A 22,316-nucleotide genomic window follows, 5' to 3' on the forward strand; every position below is an offset into this window, starting at 1 on the left:
GCCGGCCGGGCCCTTCCCGACCGCCGGCGGGCGCAAGGACCCCTGGATCGTGGGAGATTGCGCGCCCCCTTGACGCCGGCCGGCGGCCGCCCCGGGTCTACCGCCGTCCCACCACGGCGAACCCCAGCAGCAGGACGAAGCCGTCCCGCGCCACGAAGTTCTGCCAGGCGGTCATCGCCCGCAGATACGCGGTCAGGCTGAGCGCGCCCCGCTCGACCAGCGGCAGCAGCCGCTCGGGGGAGAGCTGCGGCGCCAGGGCGTCCAGCCCCACTTCGTCGCTGGTGTAGGCGAACGGCTGCACGGTCACGTCCGTGAACCCGGCGTCCCTGAGGATGCGGGGCAGTCGCCTGGCGATCAGCCGGTCCCCGCCGTCCGCGGACTGCGCGGCGCCGAGGGCGCGGTACGCCTCTTCCGAGAAGCCGGACAGATCGGGCTCCGCCGTCCCCCACAGTCCGGCATCGACGTCGATCACGGCAAGGTGCCCGCCGGGCCGCAGCACCCGGCGCAGTTCCCGGGCGACGCCGATCGGCTCCGGCAGGTGCTGGAAGACGTACCGGGAGAGCACCAGGTCGAACGTCTCGTCCGCGAACGGGGTGTCGCCGACGTCGCCCAGGAACAGTTCCGGTTCCGGTCCGCCCGTCCCGCGGGCACCCGCCCGCTCCAGGAGTCCGGGGTGCGCGTCCAGTCCGACGACCCGGGTCCCCGGCAGCGCGGCACTCAACTCGGCGGTCACCGCGCCGTTTCCGCAGCCCGCGTCCAGCACCGCCCCACCGCCGGAAGGCGCCAGGGGCCGCAGGATGCGCCACTCGTGGGCCCAGGTCAGCGCGGCCTGGTGGTCCAGCCGCGTGACCTCCTGCTCGAAGCCGCCCAGCTCCTCTTCGGGGCGGTAGCTGCGAGCGGCCGGTCCCACCTGCTGTGCCGCGTCATCCATGGCGCCGCTCCACCTGCATCAGCAGGCCGTCACGCGGCCGCAGGGTCACCAGCGCTTCGGGCACGACCGTGGTGCCGGGCGCCTGGGTCAGCCGGAGCCGTTGCAGGACGACCGTCAGCACGAGCATCGCCTCGGTCGTGGCGAACGCCTGCCCGATGCAGACCCGGGGACCCCCGCCGAACGGCAGGTACGAGTGGCCCGCGCGGGCATGCTGCTGCTCGGCCTCGAACCGCTCCGGCCGGTACTCCTCCGGCGCCTCCCAGTGGTCCGGATGCCGGTGCAGCGTCCAGGGGCTGACGCACACCAGCGTGCCGGCGGGGATACGGAGCCCGCCGAGCGTGTCCTCCTCCACCGCGAGCCGGGAGATCAGCCACACCGGCGGGAACAGACGGATGGCCTCGTCGAGGCACTGCCTGGTGTAGACCAGTCCGGACAGGTCCGCGGCGGTCGGCAGCCGTGTACCCACCACCCGGTCGATCTCCTCCCGGACCCGCGCCGCGTGCTCGGGGTGCCGGTCGAGGAGGTGGAGCGTCCAGCTGAGGGCCTTGGCGGTCGTCTCGTGACCGGCCATCACCATGGTCAGGACCTGGTCGTGCAACTCCTGGTCGGAGAAGGCGTTGGCGTGCTCGTCCCGGGCGCCCAGCATCGCGTCCAGCAGGTCCCCGGGGTGCTCGTCGGGGCCGGTCAGCCGCCGGGCACCGATCATGGTGCCGACCACCCGGTCCAGGAAGCCCTTCGCGCCCGTGTACGCCCGGAGCCGGGCCCGGAAGTCCGCGTCCTGGGGCGGGGTCCCGTCGAAGTGGCCGATGAACCGGTTGATGTCGTCGACGGCCTGCCCGAACCCGCGCCCGGCCGCGGTCAGTTCGGAGCCGAGCAGCGCGGAGGCCACCACCCGCAGCGTCAGCGCCGTGAAGTCGTGGTCCACGCGAACGGCCTCGCCCCGGTCGGCCGCCTCGCCCCAGGCGGTGGCCAGATCGACGGCCGCCTCGACCATCAGGCCGTCGAACGACTCGACCGCCACGCGGCGGAAGGACGGCGCGGACAGCCGCCGCTGGCGTTCCCACTGCGCGCCGTTGCTGGTGAGCAGCCCCTTTCCGAGCAGGGGGGTCAGCATGAAGTCGTCCGGCGTGCCGGCCTTGGTGTAGTTGGTGTAGTTGTCCTTGAGAATGTGCTGGACGAGTTCGGGCGAGTTGGCGAACCACACGTTCTGGCCGCGGGTGCGATGGCTGCACAGGTCGCCGTACTCGCTGACCAGGTCCTGCAGAAAGGCGAGCGGGTCCGCGCGGATGCCGGCCAGCTCCAGGTCCTCTGCCGGTCCTGGGGGACGATCGTCGGAGCCGGCTGCCGGGATGACGCCGGACGTGGAGGGGCGGGGCATGACAAATCTCCTTCGGAACGGGCAGGTCGGGGATCACGCGCCCGGCACGACCGGCCACCGGCCACGGCACCGGGCGGTGCCGGGCGCCGGCATGACGGCTCGGAGGCCGCATGCCGGCGCCCGTCGCACCGGCGGGCCGGGCCGGCGGGGCCGGGCAGGCCGCAGGTGGCAGCGGGTCAGGACATCTGCCGCTGGACGAGGCGGTAGAACATGCCGTCCTTGTCCTGAAGCAGCTCGTCCGGGCTGCCGGACTGCACGAGCCGGCCGGCGTCCAGGACCAGCACCCGGTCGGCCCGCATCACCGTCGACAGCCGGTGGGCGATCACGATGCGGCTCGCGTTCAGCCGCCGCATGCTCTGGGTGACGATCTCCTGCGTACGGTTGTCCAGCGCGCTGGTGGCCTCGTCGAAGAAGAGGATGCGGGGCCGGCCGATCAGCGCACGGGCGATCATGAGCCGCTGTCGCTGGCCGGCCGACAGCGTCGTCGCCCCTTCGGACAGGACGGTGTGCATGCCCATCGGCATCCGTCCGAGGTCCTCGTCGAGGCCGGCCATCTCGGCGGCCTCCCAGGCTTCGTCGAGCGAGTAGTTGCCCATGCCGCAGATGTTGGACAGGATGCTGCCGGCGAACAGCTGCCCGTTCTGCAGCACGACACCGCACTGCCGGCGGACGGCCGTCACGTCGAGCGAGGACAGGTCCATGCCGTCGTAGAGGACCGCTCCGGTGGTGGGCTCGTCGAAACCGATCAGCAGCCGCAGCAGCGTCGACTTCCCGCACCCCGTCGGACCGACGATGGCGACGAACTCCCCGGGCCGGGCCTGGAAGCTGACATCGTGCAGCACCGGCGGCGTGTCGTCGTGGTAGCGGAAACTGACGTTGCTGACCTCGATCTCGCCGTAGAGGTCGCCGGGCGACTCCTTGGCCGCCGACACCTCCGGCACCTCGGAGATCACCGGTTGCAGGCCGTCGAAGAGCGGTCCCACGGCCGATGCCATGGTGACGCTTCCGGTGATCTGGATGCAGGCCGCCAGCATCATGCCGTAGGCGCTGTTGAAGGTCAGGAACCCGCTGGTGGACAGCTGGTGGCTGGCCGGGCCGCCGACAAGCGCGAACAGCAGCAACGAGCACACCAGCAGATAGCCGGAGTTGAAGATCGTGACCACGTTCTGCAGGCGGCGGGCACGGGAGGACAGCCGCCTCGATCCGGCGAATCCCAGCGCCCAGTGGGAGAACGCCCGGTCCTCCGCCACGGCGACGCGCAGCTTGGACAGGCCGCCGAGCATCTGGAAGAGGATGCCGGCCAACTTGTGGTCGTGCTCGGTCAGCAGCTTCTGCCACTTGGTCTGCTTGATCCCCACGATCAGGCAGACCAGGCCGCCGCCGAGTGCCAGGGTCAGCGCCATCAGGGCCAGCGGGACGCTGTAGAAGAACAGCAGGCTCATGTTGGTGATGAACATCAGGCAGCCCAGCACCACTTGGGTGGTGATGCCGGACAGCACGTCCCGGATGGTGCTGATGCCCATCGCGGAGTTGCTCAACTCGCCGGTGGAGGTCTTGTTGAAGAAGGAGGTGGGAAGCCGCAACAGCCGGTCCCACACCGCGGCTTGGGCCCGCGCCTCGAAGCGCCCCTCCAGCCGGAGCAACGACAGGTTCTGTACCGCCGACAGGACCGCCGAGAGCAGGGCCGCGGCGAACAGCACCACGCACACCTGCGTCAGGGGCCCCCGGTCCGCATGGGGCACCAGGACGCCGAGCACCTTACCGGTGAGCACCGGGACCAGCAGGCCCAGCAGCGCCGCGCCCAGTCCGAGCCCGATCATCATCGCCGCGTCGCGGGCGCTGCCGCGCAGCCCGAAGCGGATCAAAGCGTTCCGGTCCAGGGGTTCGTCCGGCAGCGGCGGGTAGAACATCCACGCGATCGGCTCCAACCGGGCGGCGTAGGAGCGGCCGACCCTCGTGGTCCTGCCGCCCGGCTCGCGGACCTGGTACCGGCCACGGTGCCAGATCAGTGCCACCGGGGTGCGCTTGCTGACGTTGATGTCTGAGGGGCCGCCCGGCCCTTCGGTGGCATCCGAACCGAGGTGGGCGAAGAGCGGCCCCAGGTCGGTTTTCCACCAGTCGCCGTCCAGGCGGACCTCGCGGGTGCGGAAGCGCGAGGACACCGCGATCCGTTCCACGGGGCCCAGCCGGGAGTCGGATGCCTCCGACGTGGAGGTGCGGGTGACCTCGACGCCCGAGGCGTGCCCGACGACGCGGGCCACCGCCAGATAGGTGTCCTGGTCGGCCGGGTCGAAGTCGCCGCTCCCCGACAGGCGGAACGGGTCGAGCACCGATGCCAGAGCCTGCGAGGAACGCTGGAGCGTCTCGGCGTCCAGCCTCCGCCGCTGGTTCATCTCCCGGCGGGCCGTGGACCGCCGGCTGTGCATCCGATCGGTCAACCGGCGCATGAGAAGGCGCTGCTGGGACAGCACCTCCTCGGCGAAGCCCGGGTCTGCCATGACCTCCGGGGTGCGCAGTACGCCCACCGTCGCGCCGTCCGCGGAGCGCACCCAGTCCGACTCGGTGACCAGGAACCGCTTGGTGACGCCCCGGCCGGGCCAGCCCATGGTGGCGAACGGGTCATGGGCGGGCGGTGCGGACTGCGCGGGGGGCTGTGCGGGGGCGGGAGCCGGGGCAGGGGCAGGGGCGGGCCGGGCGGACCCGCCGGACTCGTCGAAGTCGGTCAGCGCCAGTGCGACGGAACCGCGGATCACCTCGATCCACACCACACCGTCGACCGAGCGCGCCATGGCACCGGGCGGCAGCAGGGCGCGGCGCGACCCGTCGGCGTTGTCCGTCTCCAGCGGGACGAACTCCCGCGGCGGCAGTTCGGTCCGCACCGCGTCGGCCAGTGCCACGAACCCGGCGTCCAGTCCGTCCGCCAGCAGCTTCGCCAGCCGGCTCGCCGGCGCGCCGGCACCGTATCCGACCCGCGGGAGCGCGACGTTGAGCGCCTCGCCCAGCGTGCAGGACTGCACGGCGCCCCCGGGCAGCGGTTTGCCGACCAGGGTCGGCCCGTCCAGCCGGGCGCCGCACAGTACGCTGCCGGTCCCGACCCGGCACAGGAAGGTCCAGCGTCCGCCCTCCTCCTCGCTGGCGGCGAAGAGGTCGAGCATGCCCTCGGTGACGAACCAGATGCGCCCGGGGTCGGCCAGCGCGAAGACGCCGTCGGTCCGGGGGCTGAGGACCGTTGCGAGCTCGGACAGATCCATCGCGTCCGGGCCGTAGTTGATCGAGAAGTGGGATGTGCTCACGGCTTCACTGCTCCCGGATCAGGTCGGCGTACAGTCCCTCTGCCTTGACAAGGGCGTGGTGCGTGCCGCGCTGCACGACCCGGCCGTGATCGAGCACGAGGATCTCGTCGCTGTCCCGGATCGTCGACAGCCGGTGGGCGATGATCACGCAAGCGCAGCCGAGCCGGCGGAGGTTGTCGTCGATGCGTTTCTCGGTCTCCGCGTCGAGGGCGCTCGTGGCCTCGTCGAGCACCATGACGCTGGGCCCGCGCACCAGGGCGCGGGCGATCTCCAGACGCTGCCGCTGACCGCCCGAGAAGTTGGTGCCGCCCTCGGAGACAAGGCTGTTGAGGGTGCCCGGCCGGGAGGCCACGACGTCGTAGACGGCCGCGTCGCGCAGCGCCGCGACGATCCTCTCGTCGGGGATGGAGGTGTCCCACAAGGTGACGTTCTCCCGGACGGTTCCCTCGAAGAGGAAGATGTCCTGGTCGACGAAGGCCACCGAGTTGCCGAGGGTGTCACGGGTGTAGGTCCGGCGTTCCCGGCCGTCGAAGAGGATCTGACCGGACCGCGGCTCGTACAGGCCGGCGATGAGCCGGCTCACCGTGGACTTTCCGCTGCCCGAGCCGCCCACCAGCGCCACCCGCTGGCCGGGCAGCACGGTCAGGTCGAAGTCGCGCAGCAGCGGTTCGCCCAACGGGCTGTAGCCGAAGGTGACATCGATCATCTTCACGCTGGCCACGCTGGTGGGCCGACGGGAGGACTTGCGGGAGGCGGGCCGGCCCGTGCCGGGCTGCCCGTGCGGGTCCTGCGGCACCGGTGGCTGGCCGGGCGCGCCGGCCGGCGCGGCGGCCGAGCCGGTGTCGATCACCTTGTTGGTGAAGTCGGAGGCCAGCGGGAACCGTTCGATGTCCTTGAGCCGGTTGATGTCGGCGGCCACGTCCTGCACCCGCGGCCCCAGGTTGCTCAACTGGGAGACGGGGCGGGTGAAGTTCGTCACCAGCGTCTGGAAGGCGACCAGCAGACCGATCGAGATGTGCCCGTCGATCGCCTTGGTCCCGCCGATCAGCAGGATGCAGCCGCTGTCCACCGCCGCCAGGAACGGTGGTACGACGGCGAGCAGCGCGGTGGGAGTGCCCAGGACCTGCGATCCCGAGGCCACCTTGGCCTGGAAGCCGGCCCAGCGGCCGAAGTAGTCGTTCTCCGAGCCCGACGCCTTCATCGTCTCGATGAGTTGCAGGCCGTTGAACGACGCGGCGGTCAACCGCGCGCGGTCCGCCCGGAGTTTGGACACCGCGTCGCTGCGGAGCCGGGCCACCAGGCGCAGCACCACGATGTTCAGCAGGGCCACCCCGACGCCGATCAGGGTCAGTTGGACGTCGTAGGTCCACAACAGGATCGCGTAGAAGACCACGAGCAGCGCGCTGACCGCCGCGGTCGCCACGTCCCGGGACAGGATCTCGGCGATCCGGTCGTTGGAGGCGACCCGTTGGGAGATCTCCGCCGGGTTGCGCTGGGTGAAGAAGACCACGGGTAGTCGTAGCAGGTGCCGCACGACGCGGGCGGAACTTCGGATCGCCGTCGACGACTCCACCCGCAGCAGATGCGTCTGTTGGAGCAGGGTCAGCACCACTGTCAGCACCGAGGCCGCGGCCATCGCGCCGATCAGCGGGGTGATGAAGGAGTGGTCGCCGTTGTTCAGCACCCGGTCGATGAAGGCCCGGGTGAACGCGGGAACCGCCACGCCGGGGATGATCAGCAGGATGCTGGCCAGGAGCGCGAGCATCAGCGCCCCGCCGTTGCGGCGGTAGCGGGAGTACAGGTCGGTGGAGATGCGCGGGGGACGTCCGCCGCGCCTGAAGTCGGGCCCGCGCTCGAAGGTGAGGACGACGCCGGTGAAGCTCTTGTCGAACTCCTCCATGCTGACCGTGCGCTTGCCGGAGGCCGGGTCGTTGAGGTGGACCACCGGGCGCCCGAGCCGCGTGCCCATGCCCTCGTAGACCACGAAGTGGTTGAAGTTCCAGAACAGGATCGTCGGCGGCCGCAGCTTCTTGAGCTTCTCCACCTCCATCTGCCGGCCGCTGGCCAGCAGGCCGTAACTCCGGGCCGCTCGCAGCAGGTTGACGGCCTTGGCGCCGTCACGGGAGACGCCGCAGGCGGTCCGCAGCTCCTCCAGCTGGACGAAGCGCCCGAAGAAGCCCAGCACCATGCTCAGCGAGGCCGCGCCGCATTCGACGGCCTCCAGCTGGATCACGGTGGGGGTCTTGACGCGCATCCGGTTCCTGGCGCGTTCGCTGCGATCGCGCCGGCGACCGCGGCCACGGGACGGTCCGCCCGGCGCCTTCGAGTCGGCCCTCCGGCCGGGTGCGGGCAGTGGGGGCGTGGATTGAGTCGTCATTTCGGCAACAGCCAATCGATGGGACGCTCACCGGGCAGCCGGCCGTAACCGGTCACCTGGGTCCACGAGTTGATCCGGAACGGGGGGCCCGAAGCCGAGGTCCAGCGGTAGCCGCTGGAGACCTTGGAGTCGGTTTCCAGGTCGACGGTGATGCGGACCGGACCGCCCTTTTTCAGGAGCTGGTTGGACAGCAGCTGGTTCCCGCCCAGGAAGTCCAGCACCTGCTGCTCGGTCTGCGGGAACGCGTCCACGGCGGTGACATGGCCGCGCATCAGGCCGAACGCCTGCGCGGGAGCCGACGACACGTCCATGTCCACGTCGTCGCCGATCTGCAGCTGGCCCGCCTTGTCCGCGGGGGCGAACAGGACGGCCACCAGCCGGTCGTTCTTGCTGTCGGTGCGCTCCACCGTCATGAACGTCGCGCCCGCGTTGACGTACTGCCCGTTGTCGACCAGCAGGGCGATGGTCCGGCCGGAGAAGGGGGCCCGGACGATCTGGGTGGCACCGTGGGCGTCGACCAGCGACAGCACCGGGGCGCCCTTGGTCACCGGGTTCCCGGTCTGGGCGAAGACGTCGGAGACCAGTCCGCTCTGCGGACTCTCGACCTTGGAGACCCCCAGCGGGTGGGTGAGGATGCCCGGTATGTTCACGTTGCGGGCCAGGGAGCCGTTGAAGGACCACACCAGGCCGCCCGCGATGAGCACCGCCACGAGTGCCAGCACCGCCCAGGCCCGCGGCCGGGCCAGGCGCAGGGGGCTGTCCAGGTCGTCGGGTGCGCGCAGGTTCTCCAGTGCCTTACGCCGGAACTCCACTGCCGTCCTCCTCTCCACGGCTGCCGAGCAGGAACTCGCCGACGGTCGACTCGCTCTCCCAGGCCACCCCGGAAGCCGCGGCGAACGCGTCGGAGTCGCCGCCGCCGAGCCCGCAGCCCGCGAGCCCCATCGCGGTGGCGACGCTGTACATCACCTGGTACAGCACCCCCACGTGCTTGAGCACCAGGGCGTAACCCATCGTGGAGTACTTCCACATCACCCGCCCGAAGCGGGCCGTGATCAGCAGCGTCACCTGCGGGGCGGCGGACATCTGCGCGGTCGCGCGGGACATCTCGGTGAGGCGGGTCAGCGCCGGCCCGGGCTCGGCGACGAGTTCCAGCCGGTGCCCCTCGGGGTCGTAGTGGTACAGGCCCGGTGCCACACCGTCCACCTGGTCGATCAGCGGGTAGATCTCCAGCTCGTACGCCCGGCCGCCGGACGGGTAGGGCCGGTCGCCGAGTTGCTGGGAACCGTCGTCGTACTGGGCCCGGTTGCGTGCGCTCCGGTACAGGAACTCGCCCAACTGCGCGGCGGTGAGCGGCGAGGAGCTGTCGTGCAGCCGCAGCGAGTGCCGGTCCTCCAGTACCTCGGTGAGGGTCCGGTCGCTCGCGCGCAACGCCTCCAGGTCCACCCGGGGCAGCTCCACCGAGACGCCCTCGAAGGACGGCCGGACCGCGGGCAGCGGCTCGGCGGTGCCCTTGGCCCAGTACGTGCCGCCGTACGGCATGTCGTGGCGTCCGACGCGGGTACGGCTGTGGAACCACAGCTCGTGCGGCGACCACTGGGCGAAGCGGAAGTCCTCCTCGGCGGCGCCGCTGCGCGGCACCAGGAAGCCGTGCCGGGCCAGGGCGCTCAGCAGCGCGGAGACCACTTCCGGCTGCTCCGGCAGGTGGGTCCGCGCGCTCTCGGTGTCCTGGGGAGCCTGCCCCGGGTCCTGCCGCGCGGGCAGCGAGGCCAGCAGCCCGGCGAGTGCGGGATCGTGCAGTTCGACGGCGACGTGCGCCAGCGGCGACTCCAGCACCATGCCGGTGCCCTCGGCGCGCAGGACGGCGAAGCGCGACATCCGCAGCTCGGCCGGGTCACCGTCGTGCTTGAGAACGGGCGGAACGGCAGGGCCGAGCGGCCGGAACGTCAACAGCGGCTTCCCCGCGGCCTCCAGGGTGACCGCGAGCCAGCCGCCCGCGCGCAGCCGCTGCAGCAGCTTGGGCGTCTTGAGCATGCCGAGCTCGCCCTCGTGGCTCCGGACGACCTCCAGCAGCTCGTCGTTGTCGACCGGCTTGGTGCCGAGCAGTTCGACGGCCGCCGCCAGTCCCGGTGACAGGGCGCCCAGCGAGGTGCCGCGTTGCCCGATGAAGATCTGGGTCGCGCCGCTGGGGACGGGGACGACCCGAGCGCCCGGGTGGAGCCGCAGGAGTTCACCGACCCGCACCGGACCGGGTGCGGGTGGGTGGTTGCTGATGACGCCGGAAGCGTCGGGACCAGTCATGTCATCTCCAGGGAGACTGCGGTGGGGAAAGCCCTGTCACTGGGCAAGGCCATGACGTTCAGGCCGCCGCCCCGGCGGGGGTCCGCTCGGGACGACGGCATGAGAGACGGATCAACGGACCGGCGGGCCGGCAGAGCGGCGGACCGGCAGACCGGGAGACCGGCGGATCAGCGGATCAAAGGAACGGTGGACCGGCTGATCGACGGACCGGCCGATCAGAAGAAGACGCTGCGCGGGTTCATCTGGTCCTCGGCGGTCGGCTCGGACAGCCAGCCCAGCTTCACCGGCACGTCGTAGAGTCGGCCCGGAGCCAGCCGGCGCCAGAAGTGGCGCATGCCCGGGACCATGACCTTGGCGACCTTCAACTCCAGGTCGGGCAGGCTCTGGTCGAGGACGATCACTTCGAGGCCGGCCTTCTCGACCCGCTCGACACCGTTGCGGATGTCCTTGGCCAGGTCGCCGGAGAACAGGCCGGCGTAGGTACTGGCCGACGTGGGGGTGAGGTTCGCGGCCGGAGCGACCCACGGGTCCTGGGCGACCGTCACCTCCTTCAGCCACGCGAGGGTGTCCGGGTCGTCCTCCCAGTAGTCGGTGGAACCGTCCGCGTTGCGGTTGATCACCGCCGGAAGGAACTGGTTGACCTCGGTCAGGGCCCGCAGGACGGCGATCCGCACGTCGAGGTGTGCCCCGAAGCCCAGGAGCACGTCCTCCACCGGGTGGTCGGTCCGGCGCGAGACCGCGGCGAAGGTGGGGATGCCCAGGTCGGTGGTGATGTCCACCACCTCAAGGCTGCGGTTCATGCCGGTGTAGAAGTCGCGCAGGGTGTCGATGTACGGCTCGCCCAGGCTGTCGAGGTCGAAGCCGGGTCGCAGCACCCGGTTGTACCACCACAGGGCGACCGCGTCGCGCTCGGAGATCTCGTAGAACGCCTGCAGGATCGCCTCCTCCAGGGTGTTCCCGGCGGCGTTGCCGTTGCCGTCGCTGAAGCAGTAGAAGTTGTCCACCAGGTCGGGGTGGCCGAACCAGGCGTATCCCGCCGGCACCAGGCGCTCCCGGTCGTGCGTCAGCGACCAGGCCGAGGTCCACTCGATCTCGCGGCTGGTGTCGAACGGGTCCGGCACGATGTGCAGCCGGCCCGCGCCGGTGTGGTTCCACACCTCCCGGCCGGCGTACTGCGCCTCGGAGTACTGCAGCAGGTCGTTGGCGTGCACCGCCAGGTCGGGACCGAGCGCGTCGAAGCTGGCCCGGCGGGTGCGGCGGTCACCGCGCCACACGCCCGAGTACCGCTCGATGGCCTCGCACACTCCGCTGACGCGCGCCTGGATGTCGCTGCGGCCCTTGCCGCCGCTCTGGCCGCGCAGGTTGCGGCGCAGCATGGCCAGGTTGTCGCCGGGCATCGCGAAGTTGTGGCCGGCCGAGTAGCTGTAGGTGACGCCGTTGTCGACGTCGTTGAGCAGCCGCAGCGAGCTGACCGCGCCGGTCAGCCGGCTGATGTGCTTCTCCAGCCGCTTGTAGGTGTCGTCGGGGCGCATCGTCCGGTGCCCGCCGTCCGCGCTGAACTGCACGGTCTGCTCGGTCAGTTCGATCCGGGGGTCGATGTGCAGGACCGCGGGGTCACCGCAGCCGGGACACTGCGGCTGCCGGATCAGCTGGTGGCGCTCGGTGCGCATGGTCGGGACGTGCACCGAGACCAGGACGCCCTGGTGGTCGGACGCTTCGGCCCCGATGATGTTGGCCACGGCGCTGGCGACCAGCTGCGCCGAGAGCCCCACCGACCAGGGGGAGGCCGCCAGCGAGGTGAGGAGCGGAGCGTCGTCGCCGCGCTTGCGCTTGAGGTACGCCTCCACCTGCCGGTTGCCGTCGAGGCGTTGGGCCAGGCAGCGCCAGCATCCGGTGGCCTCCGGCACCATGTACGGGCCGGTCCAGACATCGGCGCCGTTGGGCTTGGCCAGCAGCCAGGGGATGCCGGCTTCGCGCAGGCGGGCGTCCACGGCCTCGAGTTCGGGGTTGCAGTAGTCGTCGGCGAGTACGACGACCATGGTGGGAGCGGCGGCACCGGCCTTGGCGGCGGTGACCGGCCGCACCTTGATGCCGGTGGTCCGCAGCGCGGACACCACCTCCGCCTCGTCCACCGCGCCCACCGAGGTGATCTCCACCTGGGCCTCGTCCAGTCGACGGGCGGCCTCGGCGGCGTCCACTCCCCGGGACTCCCAGACGGCCACCGCGGCGCGGTCGGTCCCGACCGGACCCTCCGCGAGGTGGTTGAACCGCTGGAACTTGCTGATGGCGAAGACGACTTCACCCAGCGTGAATCGGTCGGAGAGCTTCTGGGCTATCTCGGCGATCGTGTGGGTTCCGTCCAGGAAAGGCACGACCTCGGCCACGGCCTTTCCCTGGACCAGGTAGTGGCCTTCCTCCGAAACGAGAAAGACCCGGTCCGAGCCGACGGCCTGCGGGACAAGGTGTGCCTTGAAGCGGGGCAGATCCACCGCGACCTCCAAAAATTATTCGACTTGATCGGACACTTTAATACCCGCCGGGATGGGTAGAGCAAGGAAGTCGAGACGACCGTCGGCTATCTTTTCGGTGCTCGCGACTTCCCCCCGTCGGGGGGCCTTCTTATCTGTAGGGGGGTCCCCTACTAGTCCTAAGGGTCCCCTACTTCAGACCACTCTGAGCTGCGGCAACCGTACGAGGTGGCGGGTTCTGCGGGTGCGGGGAAGGCCGCAAAAAGAATCGGGTCGAAATGCAGAAGAGCGCAGTTGACTTGCGGGGGGTCAGCTCTGGATGATTTCCGCATCAACCCGAAGCTGGTTTGATACCGAAATCGACAAGTAAGGGGTGCTCATGGAGCCCAGGGAAAGGTCGGCATTCGTCAGTGCCTACACCAAGGTGCTGACAGCTGCCTGGTCGAACGAGGACTACGTGTCGCGGCTGCAGGCGGACCCGCGTACCGCGCTGGCCGAACAGGGTCTGGAACTGCCCGCGAATGCCACGGTGCACGTGGTCCGGGATGTCGGCGGCGATCCCGACCTGGAGGCCCAGGTTTCGCTCTGGGGCGCCGGCAAGGCGACCGGCGTCTACGAGCTGAGGGTGCCCGCCTCGCCCCAGATCGAGGACCGCGAACTGTCGGAGGCGGACCTGGAAGCGGTCTCCGGCGGCGACAACACCTACTGCTGCTGCTGCTGCCCCTGCTGCACCTGCACCTGACAGGTTGGGCGTCGCGGCGACCGGTGGAGCCGCGGCGCTCTCCACCTTCGGCCTTCGATCCACCCCCGGCCTTCGTTCCACCTTCGGCCTTTGATCCACCTTCGGTCTTCGATCGCGCACAGCACCAGACAGAGCAGACCCGCGGAACCTCGAGGTGATACCCATGCCCGGACCGGAAGTGATCGGGGTGTCCGGACTACGCAAGTCCTACGGAGCCGTACCCGTGCTGCACGGGGTCGACCTCCACGTGGGACGCGGCGAGATCTTCGGTCTGCTCGGCCCGAACGGCGCGGGGAAGACCACCACGCAGGAGATCCTCACGGGCTTCAGCAGCCGCAGCGCGGGGTCGGTCAGCGTCCTCGGCCAGGACCCCGCAGGCGCGGGGGCGCAGTGGCGCGCCCGGATCGGCATCGTCCCCCAGGACATGGGCTCGTTCGACCAGCTCACCGTCAAGGAGGTCGTCTCCCACTTCGCCTCCCTGTACCCCGACCCCTTGCCCGTCGGCAGCGTGATCGAGCGGACGGGACTCGGCGAGAAGGCGAACGAACGCACCGGCCGGCTCTCCGGCGGCCAGCAGCGCCGCCTGGACATCGCGCTCGGCATCGTCGGACGCCCCGAACTGGTCTTCCTCGACGAACCCACCACGGGCCTGGACCCGCAGGCACGGCGCGTCACCTGGGACCTGATCCGGGCGCTGGCGGCGGACGGCACCACGCTGATGCTCACCACCCACTACCTCGACGAGGTCGAGGTGCTCTGCGACCGGGTCGCCATCCTGCTGCGCGGAAAGGTCGCCGAAGAGGGCGCACCCGCGGACATCGGCGGGCGCGCCGACGGCGAGGCCGTCATCGAGTTCCACGCGGCGGGCGCCCTGCACGGAGCTGAACTGCCGGCCGTCCAACCGGCCGGCGCGGCACCGCTCGGACGGGCGGAGGGCCAGGTCCGGATCGGCACGGCAGCACCGGCCGCCACCTTGCGGGTCCTGCTCGACTGGGCGGCCCGGCTGGGGAGCGACGACCTGCCGGGACTGACCGTCACCAGGCCCACGCTGGAGGACGTCTATCTCCGGATGATCGCGGCCGACACCGCGACCCCGGCGCCCGAACCCGAACTGGAGCACGTCGCATGACCGGTGGAACGGAAACCACGGCCCTGGAGTACCGGTCCGAGCCCCGCGCGCGCGAGCGGCGGACGCCTTCGATCGGCAGGGTGGCGGCGGCCCGCGCCGGCATCGAGCTGAGGAGCTACTTCCGCAACCGGCAAGCGGTGGTCTTCACCTTCGCCCTGCCGCTCGTGCTGCTGCTGATCTTCGGCGCCATCTACTCGGGCAACGCCCCCGGTACCCACACCCCCATGAAGCAGGTGCTGATCGCCGGGATCATCGCCTCCGGCATCATGAGCACCACCTTCTCCAGCCTCGCCGTCGCCATCGCGGTCGAGCGCGACGACGGCACGCTGCGCCGGCTGGCCGCGACGCCGATGTCGCCGGTGTCGTACTTCCTGGGCAAGGTCGTCCAGGCGTTCGTCATCGGGGTGCTCGAGACCGTGGTGCTGCTGGCGGTCGGCGTGGGCCTGTTCGGCCTGCACCTTCCGGACACCGGGGCGCGCTGGTTCACCTTCGTGTGGGTGGTGGTCCTCGGCATCGTCGCCTGCTCCTTCCTCGGCATCGCCTACAGCCGGGTGGCCCCCAACGCGCGTGCCGCGGCGCCGGTGGTGCAACTGCCCTATCTCGGGCTGCAGCTCATCTCGGGCGTGTTCTTCGTGTTCACCTCCCTCCCCGGCTTCATGCAGGTGATAGCGGGATGCTTCCCGCTCAAATGGATGGCCCAGGGACTGCGGTCGGCGTTCCTGTCCGACTCCTTCCAGCAATCCGAGGCAGCCGGCAGCTGGGAGCACGGGCGTACGGCCCTGGTTCTCGGCGGGTGGTGCCTGGCCGGGCTCCTGCTGAGCCTGGCGACCTTCAAGTGGGGGCGGGCCAGAAAGTGAACGCACTCGGCAGGATAAGAACGTGGACGGCCGTGGCAGGTCTCGCGGTGCTCGTCGCCGGATGCGGCAGCGGATCGTCCACGCCCAAGGCAACCGCTTCTCCCGCGGCCCCCCCGCCGGTCGGAGTGCCCCTGGCGACCAAGTTGCTGGAGCAGTACTCATCGACCAGCAACGCGATCACCCTCAAGAACGTCAAGACGCTGTCCACCATCGAGGAGCCGCCGGCTTCCGTGGCGAGCAAGGCCGCTCTGACGGTCGCGAAGGCGCAGAAGATCCAGGTGACGGACCGGAGCTTCGTCACGCCCAGGTTCGTCTTCCCGCGAGTCACCAGCTACCCGCACTACTTCCTGGCGATCGCCCCGATGCTCCAGTCCGACCGGGTCACCCCGGAGCCGGTGTACACGCTGTTCGTCCAGGACCAGCCGTCGGCGAAGTACAAGGTCGCCTACTACCCGTTGGCCACCGACACCACCACCGGGCCGCCGACGCTGGAAGAGGACAGCGCCGACGGCGCGCCGGAAGTCACCAGCAGCGACGGCCTGCTGGCACCGCCCAGCGAACTGGCCAAGGCATACAACGACTTCGCGCAGGGCCACAAGGACGCCGACGTGCCGCTGGCTCCGAGTCAGGCGCTCACCGTCGATCTCGCCGGCACCTTCAACGCCAACGCACAGGAGTTGAAGTCCCGCGGCGGCGTGCTGAACCGCGTCCTGCTGTCGCACGAGTACCCGTCGTACATGCTGCGCACCCGGGACGGAGGGGTACTGGCGTTCAGCGCGGTCAAGGTGCAGGACACCATGACCTCCTCCTCCGGCTACGGGACGGTCGCCCTCGACCCGGGCAGCCCGGAGGCGGCCATGGCGGGCAGCCCCCAGGGCGCGCACTCCTCGCAGTACGTGATCGACCGGCTCGAGGTGTACCTCAGCGTCATCCCGCCCGCCTCCACACCGGGCCCCGGGGTCCAACTCCTCGGCTTCAGCGACTACCTGCTGTCGGTCGACGGATAGGTTCCCCGCCCTTGCGGCCCGCACCCCAGAATTCCCGGCCTTCCCGGCAGGGATCGTCCCGGCCTCACCGGCAGGGACGCCCCGGACGTCGACTGTGACGCCCGGTAGTTGATCAAGAAGGAGATCCATGGAACCGCGAGAAAGGTCAGCGTTCGTCAGCGCCTACACCAAGGTGCTGACGGTTGCGTGGTCGGACGAGGACTACGTGAACCGGCTGGAGGCGAACCCGCGTACGGCGCTTGCCGAGCAGGGCCTGGAGCTGCCGGCGGACGCCACCGTGCGCATCGTCCGGGACATCGGGGGCGACCCCGACCTGGAGGCCCAGGTGGACCTCTGGGGCGCCGGCAAGGTGACCGGTGTGTACGAGCTGCGGGTGCCGACCTCGCCCCAGATCGAGGACCGCGAGCTGTCCGAGGCCGACCTTGAGGCCGTGGCCGGCGGCGACAGCTACTGCTGCTGCTGCTCGCCCTGCTGCACCTGCACCTGATCCGAAGGTGGTTGCCGGAATCAGTCGGCCGCGACGGACGAGTTCCTCGTCGGTCCGGCCGGCTGATTCCGGCGGTGCCGGTCAACGCAACCGAACGTCGAGAAGGGTTCGAGAAATGACGTCAGCCGACCTGTCTGCCGGGCCCGGTGCGCCCCCTGCCGCGGCTGCACGGCGCCAAGTGCACCTGGTCGAGCTGACCGTGATGCCCGGTGTCCGCTACAGCGCCGTACTGGGCTACCTGCAGGCCGCCGCCGAGGCGGCCCCGGACCTCGCCGAAGCCTGTTCCTTCGCCAAACACGTGTACATGCAGGGCGGGGACGCCTTCGAGACCGCCTGCGCCAAGGTGCTGGACGCGCTGGACGATCCCCTGGCGGTCGCGTTCACCGTCTACTTCTGGAACCGGCCCGGCACGCTCGAACTGGCCCGCCGGATCAAGGAGCGCTGGCCGCGCTGCCGCATCGTGGTGGGCGGCAACGACGTGACGCACCAGCCGGTGGTGTTCGACGAGGCGCCCTGGGTGGACGTCCTCGTCCACGGCGAGGGCGAGATGCGCTTCCGCGACCTGCTGCGCGTCTTCCTGCGCCACGAGGAACCGGCCACCGCGGAGAGCGAGTTGGGCGCCCTGCCCGGCATCAGCTACCGCTGCGCCGACGGCGAGGTGGTCACCACCGCCGCGGCCCCCCGGATCGAGGACCTCGCCGAGCTGCCCTCACCGCTGCTCGGGAACACCTGGGCCGACGAGGACATCGCGCAGTCCCGGATGCTGGTGTACGAGACCAACCGGGGCTGCCCCTACTCCTGCGCCTTCTGCTACTGGGGCGGGGCCACCAACTCCAAGATCCGCCAGTTCCCCATGGACCGCATCCTGAGCGAGCTGGATCGGATCGTCCGGGTCGCCGCCAACGGCACGCAACTGTTCATCGCCGACGCCAACTTCGGCATCGTCGCGCGCGACGTCGACATCGCGCGCCACATCGTGGAGCTGTGCCGGCGCCACAACAAGCGTCTGCTGGTGATGACGAACTGGGCGAAGAACACCAACGGCCGGGTGGTGGAGATCGCGGGAATCCTGTACCGGGCCGGGCTGACCGGGGCGATCACCCTGTCGGCACAGTCCTTCGACCCGGATGTCCTGCAGATCGCCAACCGCCGCAACATCCGCGTCGACAACTACCGCCGTATGCAGACCCAGTTCCGGGCCCAGAACATCCCCACCTACACCGACCTCATCTGGGGTCTGCCCGGCGAGTCCCGCGCCACCCACATGACCGGGATCGAGGAGGCGATCACCTCGGGCGGCTCACCGGTCATCTACCCGCTGCTGCTGCTCAACAACACCGACTACACGCATGACCGCTTCCGGGACGATCACGGCCTGCGCACCAGGCACCTGCCCTGCGACCCCGGCAACACGGACCTGATGGCCGACGTCGTCACCGAGCACTCCCGGGTGACGTTCGACGACTGGCTGAGCGGGATGGCCTTCCGGATTCCGCTGACGCTCTTCCACAAGTGCCTGCTCCGCTCGACGATCCGCGTCCTCGCCGAGACCTCGGGTGCGCGCACGGTGGACCTGATCGAACTGCTCGGCACGTTCCTGCGCGAGGGGGCGGTGGAAGACCCGCTGATCTCCTTCCTGATGGCCGACTACGACCGTGTCTGGCGGGAGCCCGAGAGCTTCGACCGCGACCTGCTGTACCGGAACATCGGGCGTCCCGTGATCCACGAGGAGCTCCACTACCAGGCGATCCTGCGGCGCATGGTCGGCGATGCGGACCGCGCCGCCCGCTATGCTCGAAGTGCCGTGGACTTCCTGTACGAAGAGCTCACCTCCCAGGGGCGCCCGTTGCCGGACCGCAGCGACCTCGACATGGTCACCGGCCTGGACCTGGCGGCGGCGGCGGTCTTCCGCGCGGGAATCCACGGGAAGGCGGAGCAGCACGACTTCGCGCTGCCGGAAGCGCTGTTCGACCTGCTGAGGTCGTACGGCGACGTGCCGGGCGGCGCCCCCGCCGCCGTTTCCGGCGAGAGTCTGGTGCACGGCCGGATCGAGGTACCCGAGTCGAGGACCCGCTACCCCTTCAGCCCGTACTCGCTCTCGGTCTGGCACGGCAGCGGACGTCCTCTCCACGATGTCGGCATGCGCCTCGATGTCCAACGCCTGCCGCAACGCGAGACGGTTCAGCCGATCGCGGTTCCCCACACTGCCTAGCCACCCCCGTCGACTCCGCCCCCCGAGCCCACCCCCCCAAGAAGGACCCCTGCCGTGAACCGAAACGTCCGCAACGCCACCCCGCCGATCTACGCCTTGCTCATCCTCGGGGGCTTCCTCATCAACACCACCGTCGGGATCGCCGTGATCATCGTCGGCGGCGTGCTCACCAGCATGGTGTACACCATGGCCAGGGGCGGTGGCGCCGAGGGCACGCCGCGCCGGGCTCCCCGGCAGCGCAACCGCCGCTGAGCCCGCGGGGGGCGGTGCGGTCGGCAGCCGGCAAGGGCGGGTTCGGGGGGCCCGGTCCGGCTGCCCCCGTTCGCTATCCTGCCGCCATGCGAGGGGGGACCGGGGACGAGGTGCGCCGCGGGGCGGCGGGCCCGTACACGTACCGACCGGGACGGTGACCGCCGTGCCGCTCGGTGCGGTCGGGGGTGTCGCCGCGTCGGGAGCGGCGCTGATCGGGCTGTACGTGCTGGCGCTGCGGCGCACCGCGGGTCTGGCCGCCGCGGGGGCGGCCCTGGCCGTCTCGGTGGCCGCCGCGACCGCCGCGGCGGCGGGCCTGCGGCCGTGGAACGTCGCGGGCACCGCACTGGTGGCGGCGGGCGCCGCCGCCGTCGCGTGGGTCCTGGGCCGGTCCCGGCGGCGCAGGCGCGCCGAGCGGTCCGCGCTGGCCGCGTACCGTACGGGCGCGCCCGAGATCCCGCGGTTCGCGGCGCTCGCGGAACGGGACCGGCTCGCCGTCGAGTTGCATGATGTGGCCGCCCACCGCCTGACAGCGATCGTCGTCTCCGCCGCGGCGGCGCGACGCCTCGCCGACCCCGGGCGCGCGGCCGCCGCGCTGAGCCACGCGGCGGCCGCCGCCCGCCAGGCCATCACCGAACTCGACGTCCTCACCGACCACGACGAGGCGGACCTCGACGTCATCGCCGCCCTGGCCGCCGAGTCCGGTGCCCGTTACCGCTCCACCGCGACCGCGGTCCCCCCGTCGACCGCCGCCCTCGCCCACCGCGTCGTGCGCGAAGCCCTGACCAACGCGGCCCGCTACGCCCGGGGTTCGGCGACGCGCGTGACCGTCGAGGCCGCGCCCGGCCTGCTCACCGTCACGGTCGGCGACAGCGGCGGCACCGCGCTCGAACCCCACCTCGGCACGGGCCACGGCCTGCTCGGCCTCCGTACGACCGTCGCCGCGGCCGGGGGCGTCCTCAGCTACGGCCCCGACGGCGCCGACGGTCCCCACGGCCCCGGCTGGACCGTCCGGGCCGAACTCCCCTTCCCACCGGACCCGCCCGGCAGGACACCGGGTGGGGCACCCGGCCCCCGTCGCCGTCCGCTGTGGCGGGGGCCCACCGCGCTCGACTGGGCGCTGGTGGTCCTCGCCGTCGCGCTGTCGCTCGGCGCGAGTCTGCTGTCGGACGACGTGCCCGACGCGTTTCGCGGGGTGCTGCCGAGCGTGCCGGTGGTGGTGCTGTCCGGGCTGCACGCGGTGCCGTTGGGCTGGCGGTCGCGGGCGCCCGGTGCGGGGCTGGTGGCGGTGCTGTCGGCGCTGGTGCTGTGGTGGGGCTGCGACCGGGCCGGGTGGACGAGGCCGCCGGTCAGCGACATCTTCCTGGTCTACTGGTGGGTCGAGCTGACGTTCCTCTACAGCGCGGGCGCGTATCTCGCGGTGCGGCGCGGCGTGGTGGCTCCGGTGGCGGTGGCCGCGACCGGGGGTCTCGCGCTGGCCAGCGCCGACGGCATCACCGGGAGCAGGGCGGCGGCCTGGGCCGCGCTGACCGGGCTGCTGGCGGTGCCGTCGTTCGCGCTGTGGTGGCTGGGCCTGGTCACCGCGCGGCGGCGGGAGCGGCGCGCGGCCGCCGCCGCGCGGGGGCGGGAACTGCTCGAACGGGACGCCGACGCGGCCGTACGCGACCAGCGCCGGCTGATCGCGGCGGGCCTGCTGCGTACCGCCCGGCAGCATGCGGCGAACGTGGCGGACGCGGCCGACGCGGGACGGCTCGACGCCGTTCTCGACGAAGCGCGTGCGGCCCTGGGCGCGCTCCGCGAACTCCTCCGCGACCTGCGCGGCCCGGACGGCGCGAGCACCCCGCCGCCCACGGTGGCCGGGATCGCCGCGCTGGCCGGCCGGTACGGCGCGACCGTCCGCTACCGCGGGCCGCACCGGGCGGTGACCGTCGTCGTGGGCGTGGCCGCGTACCGGATCGCGGCGCTGCTGCTCGCCGAGGACATCACGCTCACCGTGCTGCGCCTGGACGCGGGAGTCGAACTCACCGCGCCGCCGCCCGGGAGCCCCGGCGCCCTGCGGCAGGTACGGGCGGTGGCCGATGCCGTGGGCGGTACGCTCACCAGGACCGACGACGACGCGGTACGCGTCTGGCTGCCGGAGGTGTTCCCATCACCATCAGGGTGACTGTCGCCGACGACCAGGCGGTCGTACGCGCGGGCATCGCGGCGATCGTCGACGCGGAGCCGGGCCTTGCGGTCGTCGGCCAGGCCGGCGACGGGGAGTCGGCCGTGGCGCTCGCCCTGGAACTGCGCCCGGACGTCGCGCTGATGGACATCAGGATGCCCGGCACCGGCGGTCTGGCCGCCACCGCCCGGATCACCGCGGCGGCCCCCGCCACCCGCGTCATCGTCCTCACCACCTTCGACCTTGACGAGTACGTGTTCGCGGCGCTGCGCGCCGGGGCCGTCGGCTTCCTGCTCAAGGACGCCGAGCCGGAACGGGTGGTCGACGCCGTACGGGTGGTCGCCGGTGGGGCCGCCCTGCTCGACCCCGCGGTGACCGGGCGGCTGATCGAGCGGTACGCCGCCGGGCCCGTCCCGGCCGACCCGGCGCGGCTGGCGCGGCTCACCCCGCGCGAGACCGAGGTGCTGCGGCACGTCGCGCGCGGCCTGGCCAACGCGGAGATCGCCGCGGCGCTGGGCATCAGCCCGGCCACCGTCAAGGACCACGTCGCGGTGGTCCTCGGCAAGTTGGGCGTCCGCGACCGGGTCCAGGCGACGATCACCGCGTACGAGACGGGTCTGATCCGCCCCGGGGTCGGCTGAATCCCCGGCCCGCGGCCGGGCACCCCCGCCGTGCGGCGGGGGTCGACACCCCGCCGACCAGCGGATTCCGGCGCGGGCCGGTC

General features: G+C 71.4%; 16 protein-coding genes. 9 read left to right on the top strand and 7 right to left on the bottom strand.

Going from position 1 to position 22,316, the window contains the following annotated elements:
• Positions 1-97: 97 nt before the first annotated feature.
• From AB0399_RS24155 to AB0399_RS24185, 7 genes are all read right to left on the bottom strand, one after another.
• Positions 98-931, bottom strand: coding sequence for a methyltransferase domain-containing protein (locus AB0399_RS24155; protein WP_329367947.1), 834 nt, complete (start codon positions 929-931; stop codon positions 98-100).
• Positions 924-2,309 carry a cytochrome P450 gene (locus tag AB0399_RS24160; RefSeq protein WP_366412758.1) on the bottom strand — a complete coding sequence of 462 codons (1,386 nt, stop codon included), beginning with the start codon at positions 2,307-2,309 and terminating at the stop codon, positions 924-926. The genes AB0399_RS24155 and AB0399_RS24160 overlap by 8 nt, the downstream gene beginning before the upstream one ends.
• Before the next feature lie 176 nt (positions 2,310-2,485).
• Complete coding sequence (locus AB0399_RS24165) at positions 2,486-5,602, bottom strand: NHLP bacteriocin export ABC transporter permease/ATPase subunit (RefSeq protein ID WP_366412759.1); 3,117 nt, start codon at positions 5,600-5,602, stop codon at positions 2,486-2,488.
• A gap of 4 nt (positions 5,603-5,606) precedes the next feature.
• Positions 5,607-7,856: an NHLP family bacteriocin export ABC transporter peptidase/permease/ATPase subunit gene (locus AB0399_RS24170; protein WP_366412760.1), complete on the bottom strand. Its 2,250-nt coding sequence runs from the start codon at positions 7,854-7,856 to the stop codon at positions 5,607-5,609.
• Positions 7,857-7,975: 119 nt separating this feature from the next.
• Positions 7,976-8,791, bottom strand: a complete 816-nt coding sequence (locus AB0399_RS24175) for an HlyD family efflux transporter periplasmic adaptor subunit (RefSeq protein WP_329367956.1) — start codon at positions 8,789-8,791, stop codon at positions 7,976-7,978.
• On the bottom strand, positions 8,775-10,277 hold the full coding sequence (locus tag AB0399_RS24180) for a SagB family peptide dehydrogenase (protein WP_329367958.1): 1,503 nt from the start codon (positions 10,275-10,277) through the stop codon (positions 8,775-8,777). The genes AB0399_RS24175 and AB0399_RS24180 overlap by 17 nt, the downstream gene beginning before the upstream one ends.
• Before the next feature lie 215 nt (positions 10,278-10,492).
• Positions 10,493-12,766 carry a TOMM precursor leader peptide-binding protein gene (locus tag AB0399_RS24185; RefSeq protein ID WP_329367960.1) on the bottom strand — a complete coding sequence of 758 codons (2,274 nt, stop codon included), beginning with the start codon at positions 12,764-12,766 and terminating at the stop codon, positions 10,493-10,495.
• A gap of 358 nt (positions 12,767-13,124) precedes the next feature.
• On the opposite strand from AB0399_RS24185, the gene AB0399_RS24190 reads away from it, so the two are divergent.
• From AB0399_RS24190 to AB0399_RS24230, 9 genes are all read left to right on the top strand, one after another.
• Positions 13,125-13,487: a hypothetical protein gene (locus tag AB0399_RS24190; protein WP_328465467.1), complete on the top strand. Its 363-nt coding sequence runs from the start codon at positions 13,125-13,127 to the stop codon at positions 13,485-13,487.
• Positions 13,488-13,650: 163 nt separating this feature from the next.
• The gene (locus tag AB0399_RS24195) at positions 13,651-14,616 is read left to right on the top strand and encodes an ABC transporter ATP-binding protein (RefSeq protein ID WP_366412761.1); all 966 of its coding nucleotides are present in this window, start codon (positions 13,651-13,653) and stop codon (positions 14,614-14,616) included.
• Positions 14,613-15,473 carry an ABC transporter permease gene (locus AB0399_RS24200; RefSeq protein WP_329367965.1) on the top strand — a complete coding sequence of 287 codons (861 nt, stop codon included), beginning with the start codon at positions 14,613-14,615 and terminating at the stop codon, positions 15,471-15,473. Before AB0399_RS24195 ends, AB0399_RS24200 begins: the two co-directional genes overlap by 4 nt.
• Positions 15,474-15,505: 32 nt before the next feature.
• Positions 15,506-16,480: a hypothetical protein gene (locus AB0399_RS24205; RefSeq protein WP_366412762.1), complete on the top strand. Its 975-nt coding sequence runs from the start codon at positions 15,506-15,508 to the stop codon at positions 16,478-16,480.
• Between the two features lie 127 nt (positions 16,481-16,607).
• The gene (locus AB0399_RS24210; RefSeq protein WP_329367969.1) at positions 16,608-16,967 is read left to right on the top strand and encodes a hypothetical protein; all 360 of its coding nucleotides are present in this window, start codon (positions 16,608-16,610) and stop codon (positions 16,965-16,967) included.
• Positions 16,968-17,082: 115 nt separating this feature from the next.
• The gene (locus tag AB0399_RS24215) at positions 17,083-19,179 is read left to right on the top strand and encodes a radical SAM protein (protein WP_366412763.1); all 2,097 of its coding nucleotides are present in this window, start codon (positions 17,083-17,085) and stop codon (positions 19,177-19,179) included.
• Positions 19,180-19,233: 54 nt separating this feature from the next.
• Positions 19,234-19,431, top strand: coding sequence for a hypothetical protein (locus AB0399_RS24220; RefSeq protein WP_328465455.1), 198 nt, complete (start codon positions 19,234-19,236; stop codon positions 19,429-19,431).
• 154 nt (positions 19,432-19,585) lie between these two features.
• Positions 19,586-21,592, top strand: a complete 2,007-nt coding sequence (locus AB0399_RS24225) for a histidine kinase (protein WP_366412764.1) — start codon at positions 19,586-19,588, stop codon at positions 21,590-21,592.
• Complete coding sequence (locus AB0399_RS24230) at positions 21,589-22,233, top strand: response regulator transcription factor (RefSeq protein ID WP_366412765.1); 645 nt, start codon at positions 21,589-21,591, stop codon at positions 22,231-22,233. Before AB0399_RS24225 ends, AB0399_RS24230 begins: the two co-directional genes overlap by 4 nt.
• Positions 22,234-22,316 lie beyond the last annotated feature (83 nt).

This window comes from Streptomyces sp. NPDC088194, assembly GCF_040702025.1.
In the GTDB taxonomy this organism is placed as follows: Bacteria; Actinomycetota; Actinomycetes; order Streptomycetales; family Streptomycetaceae; genus Actinacidiphila.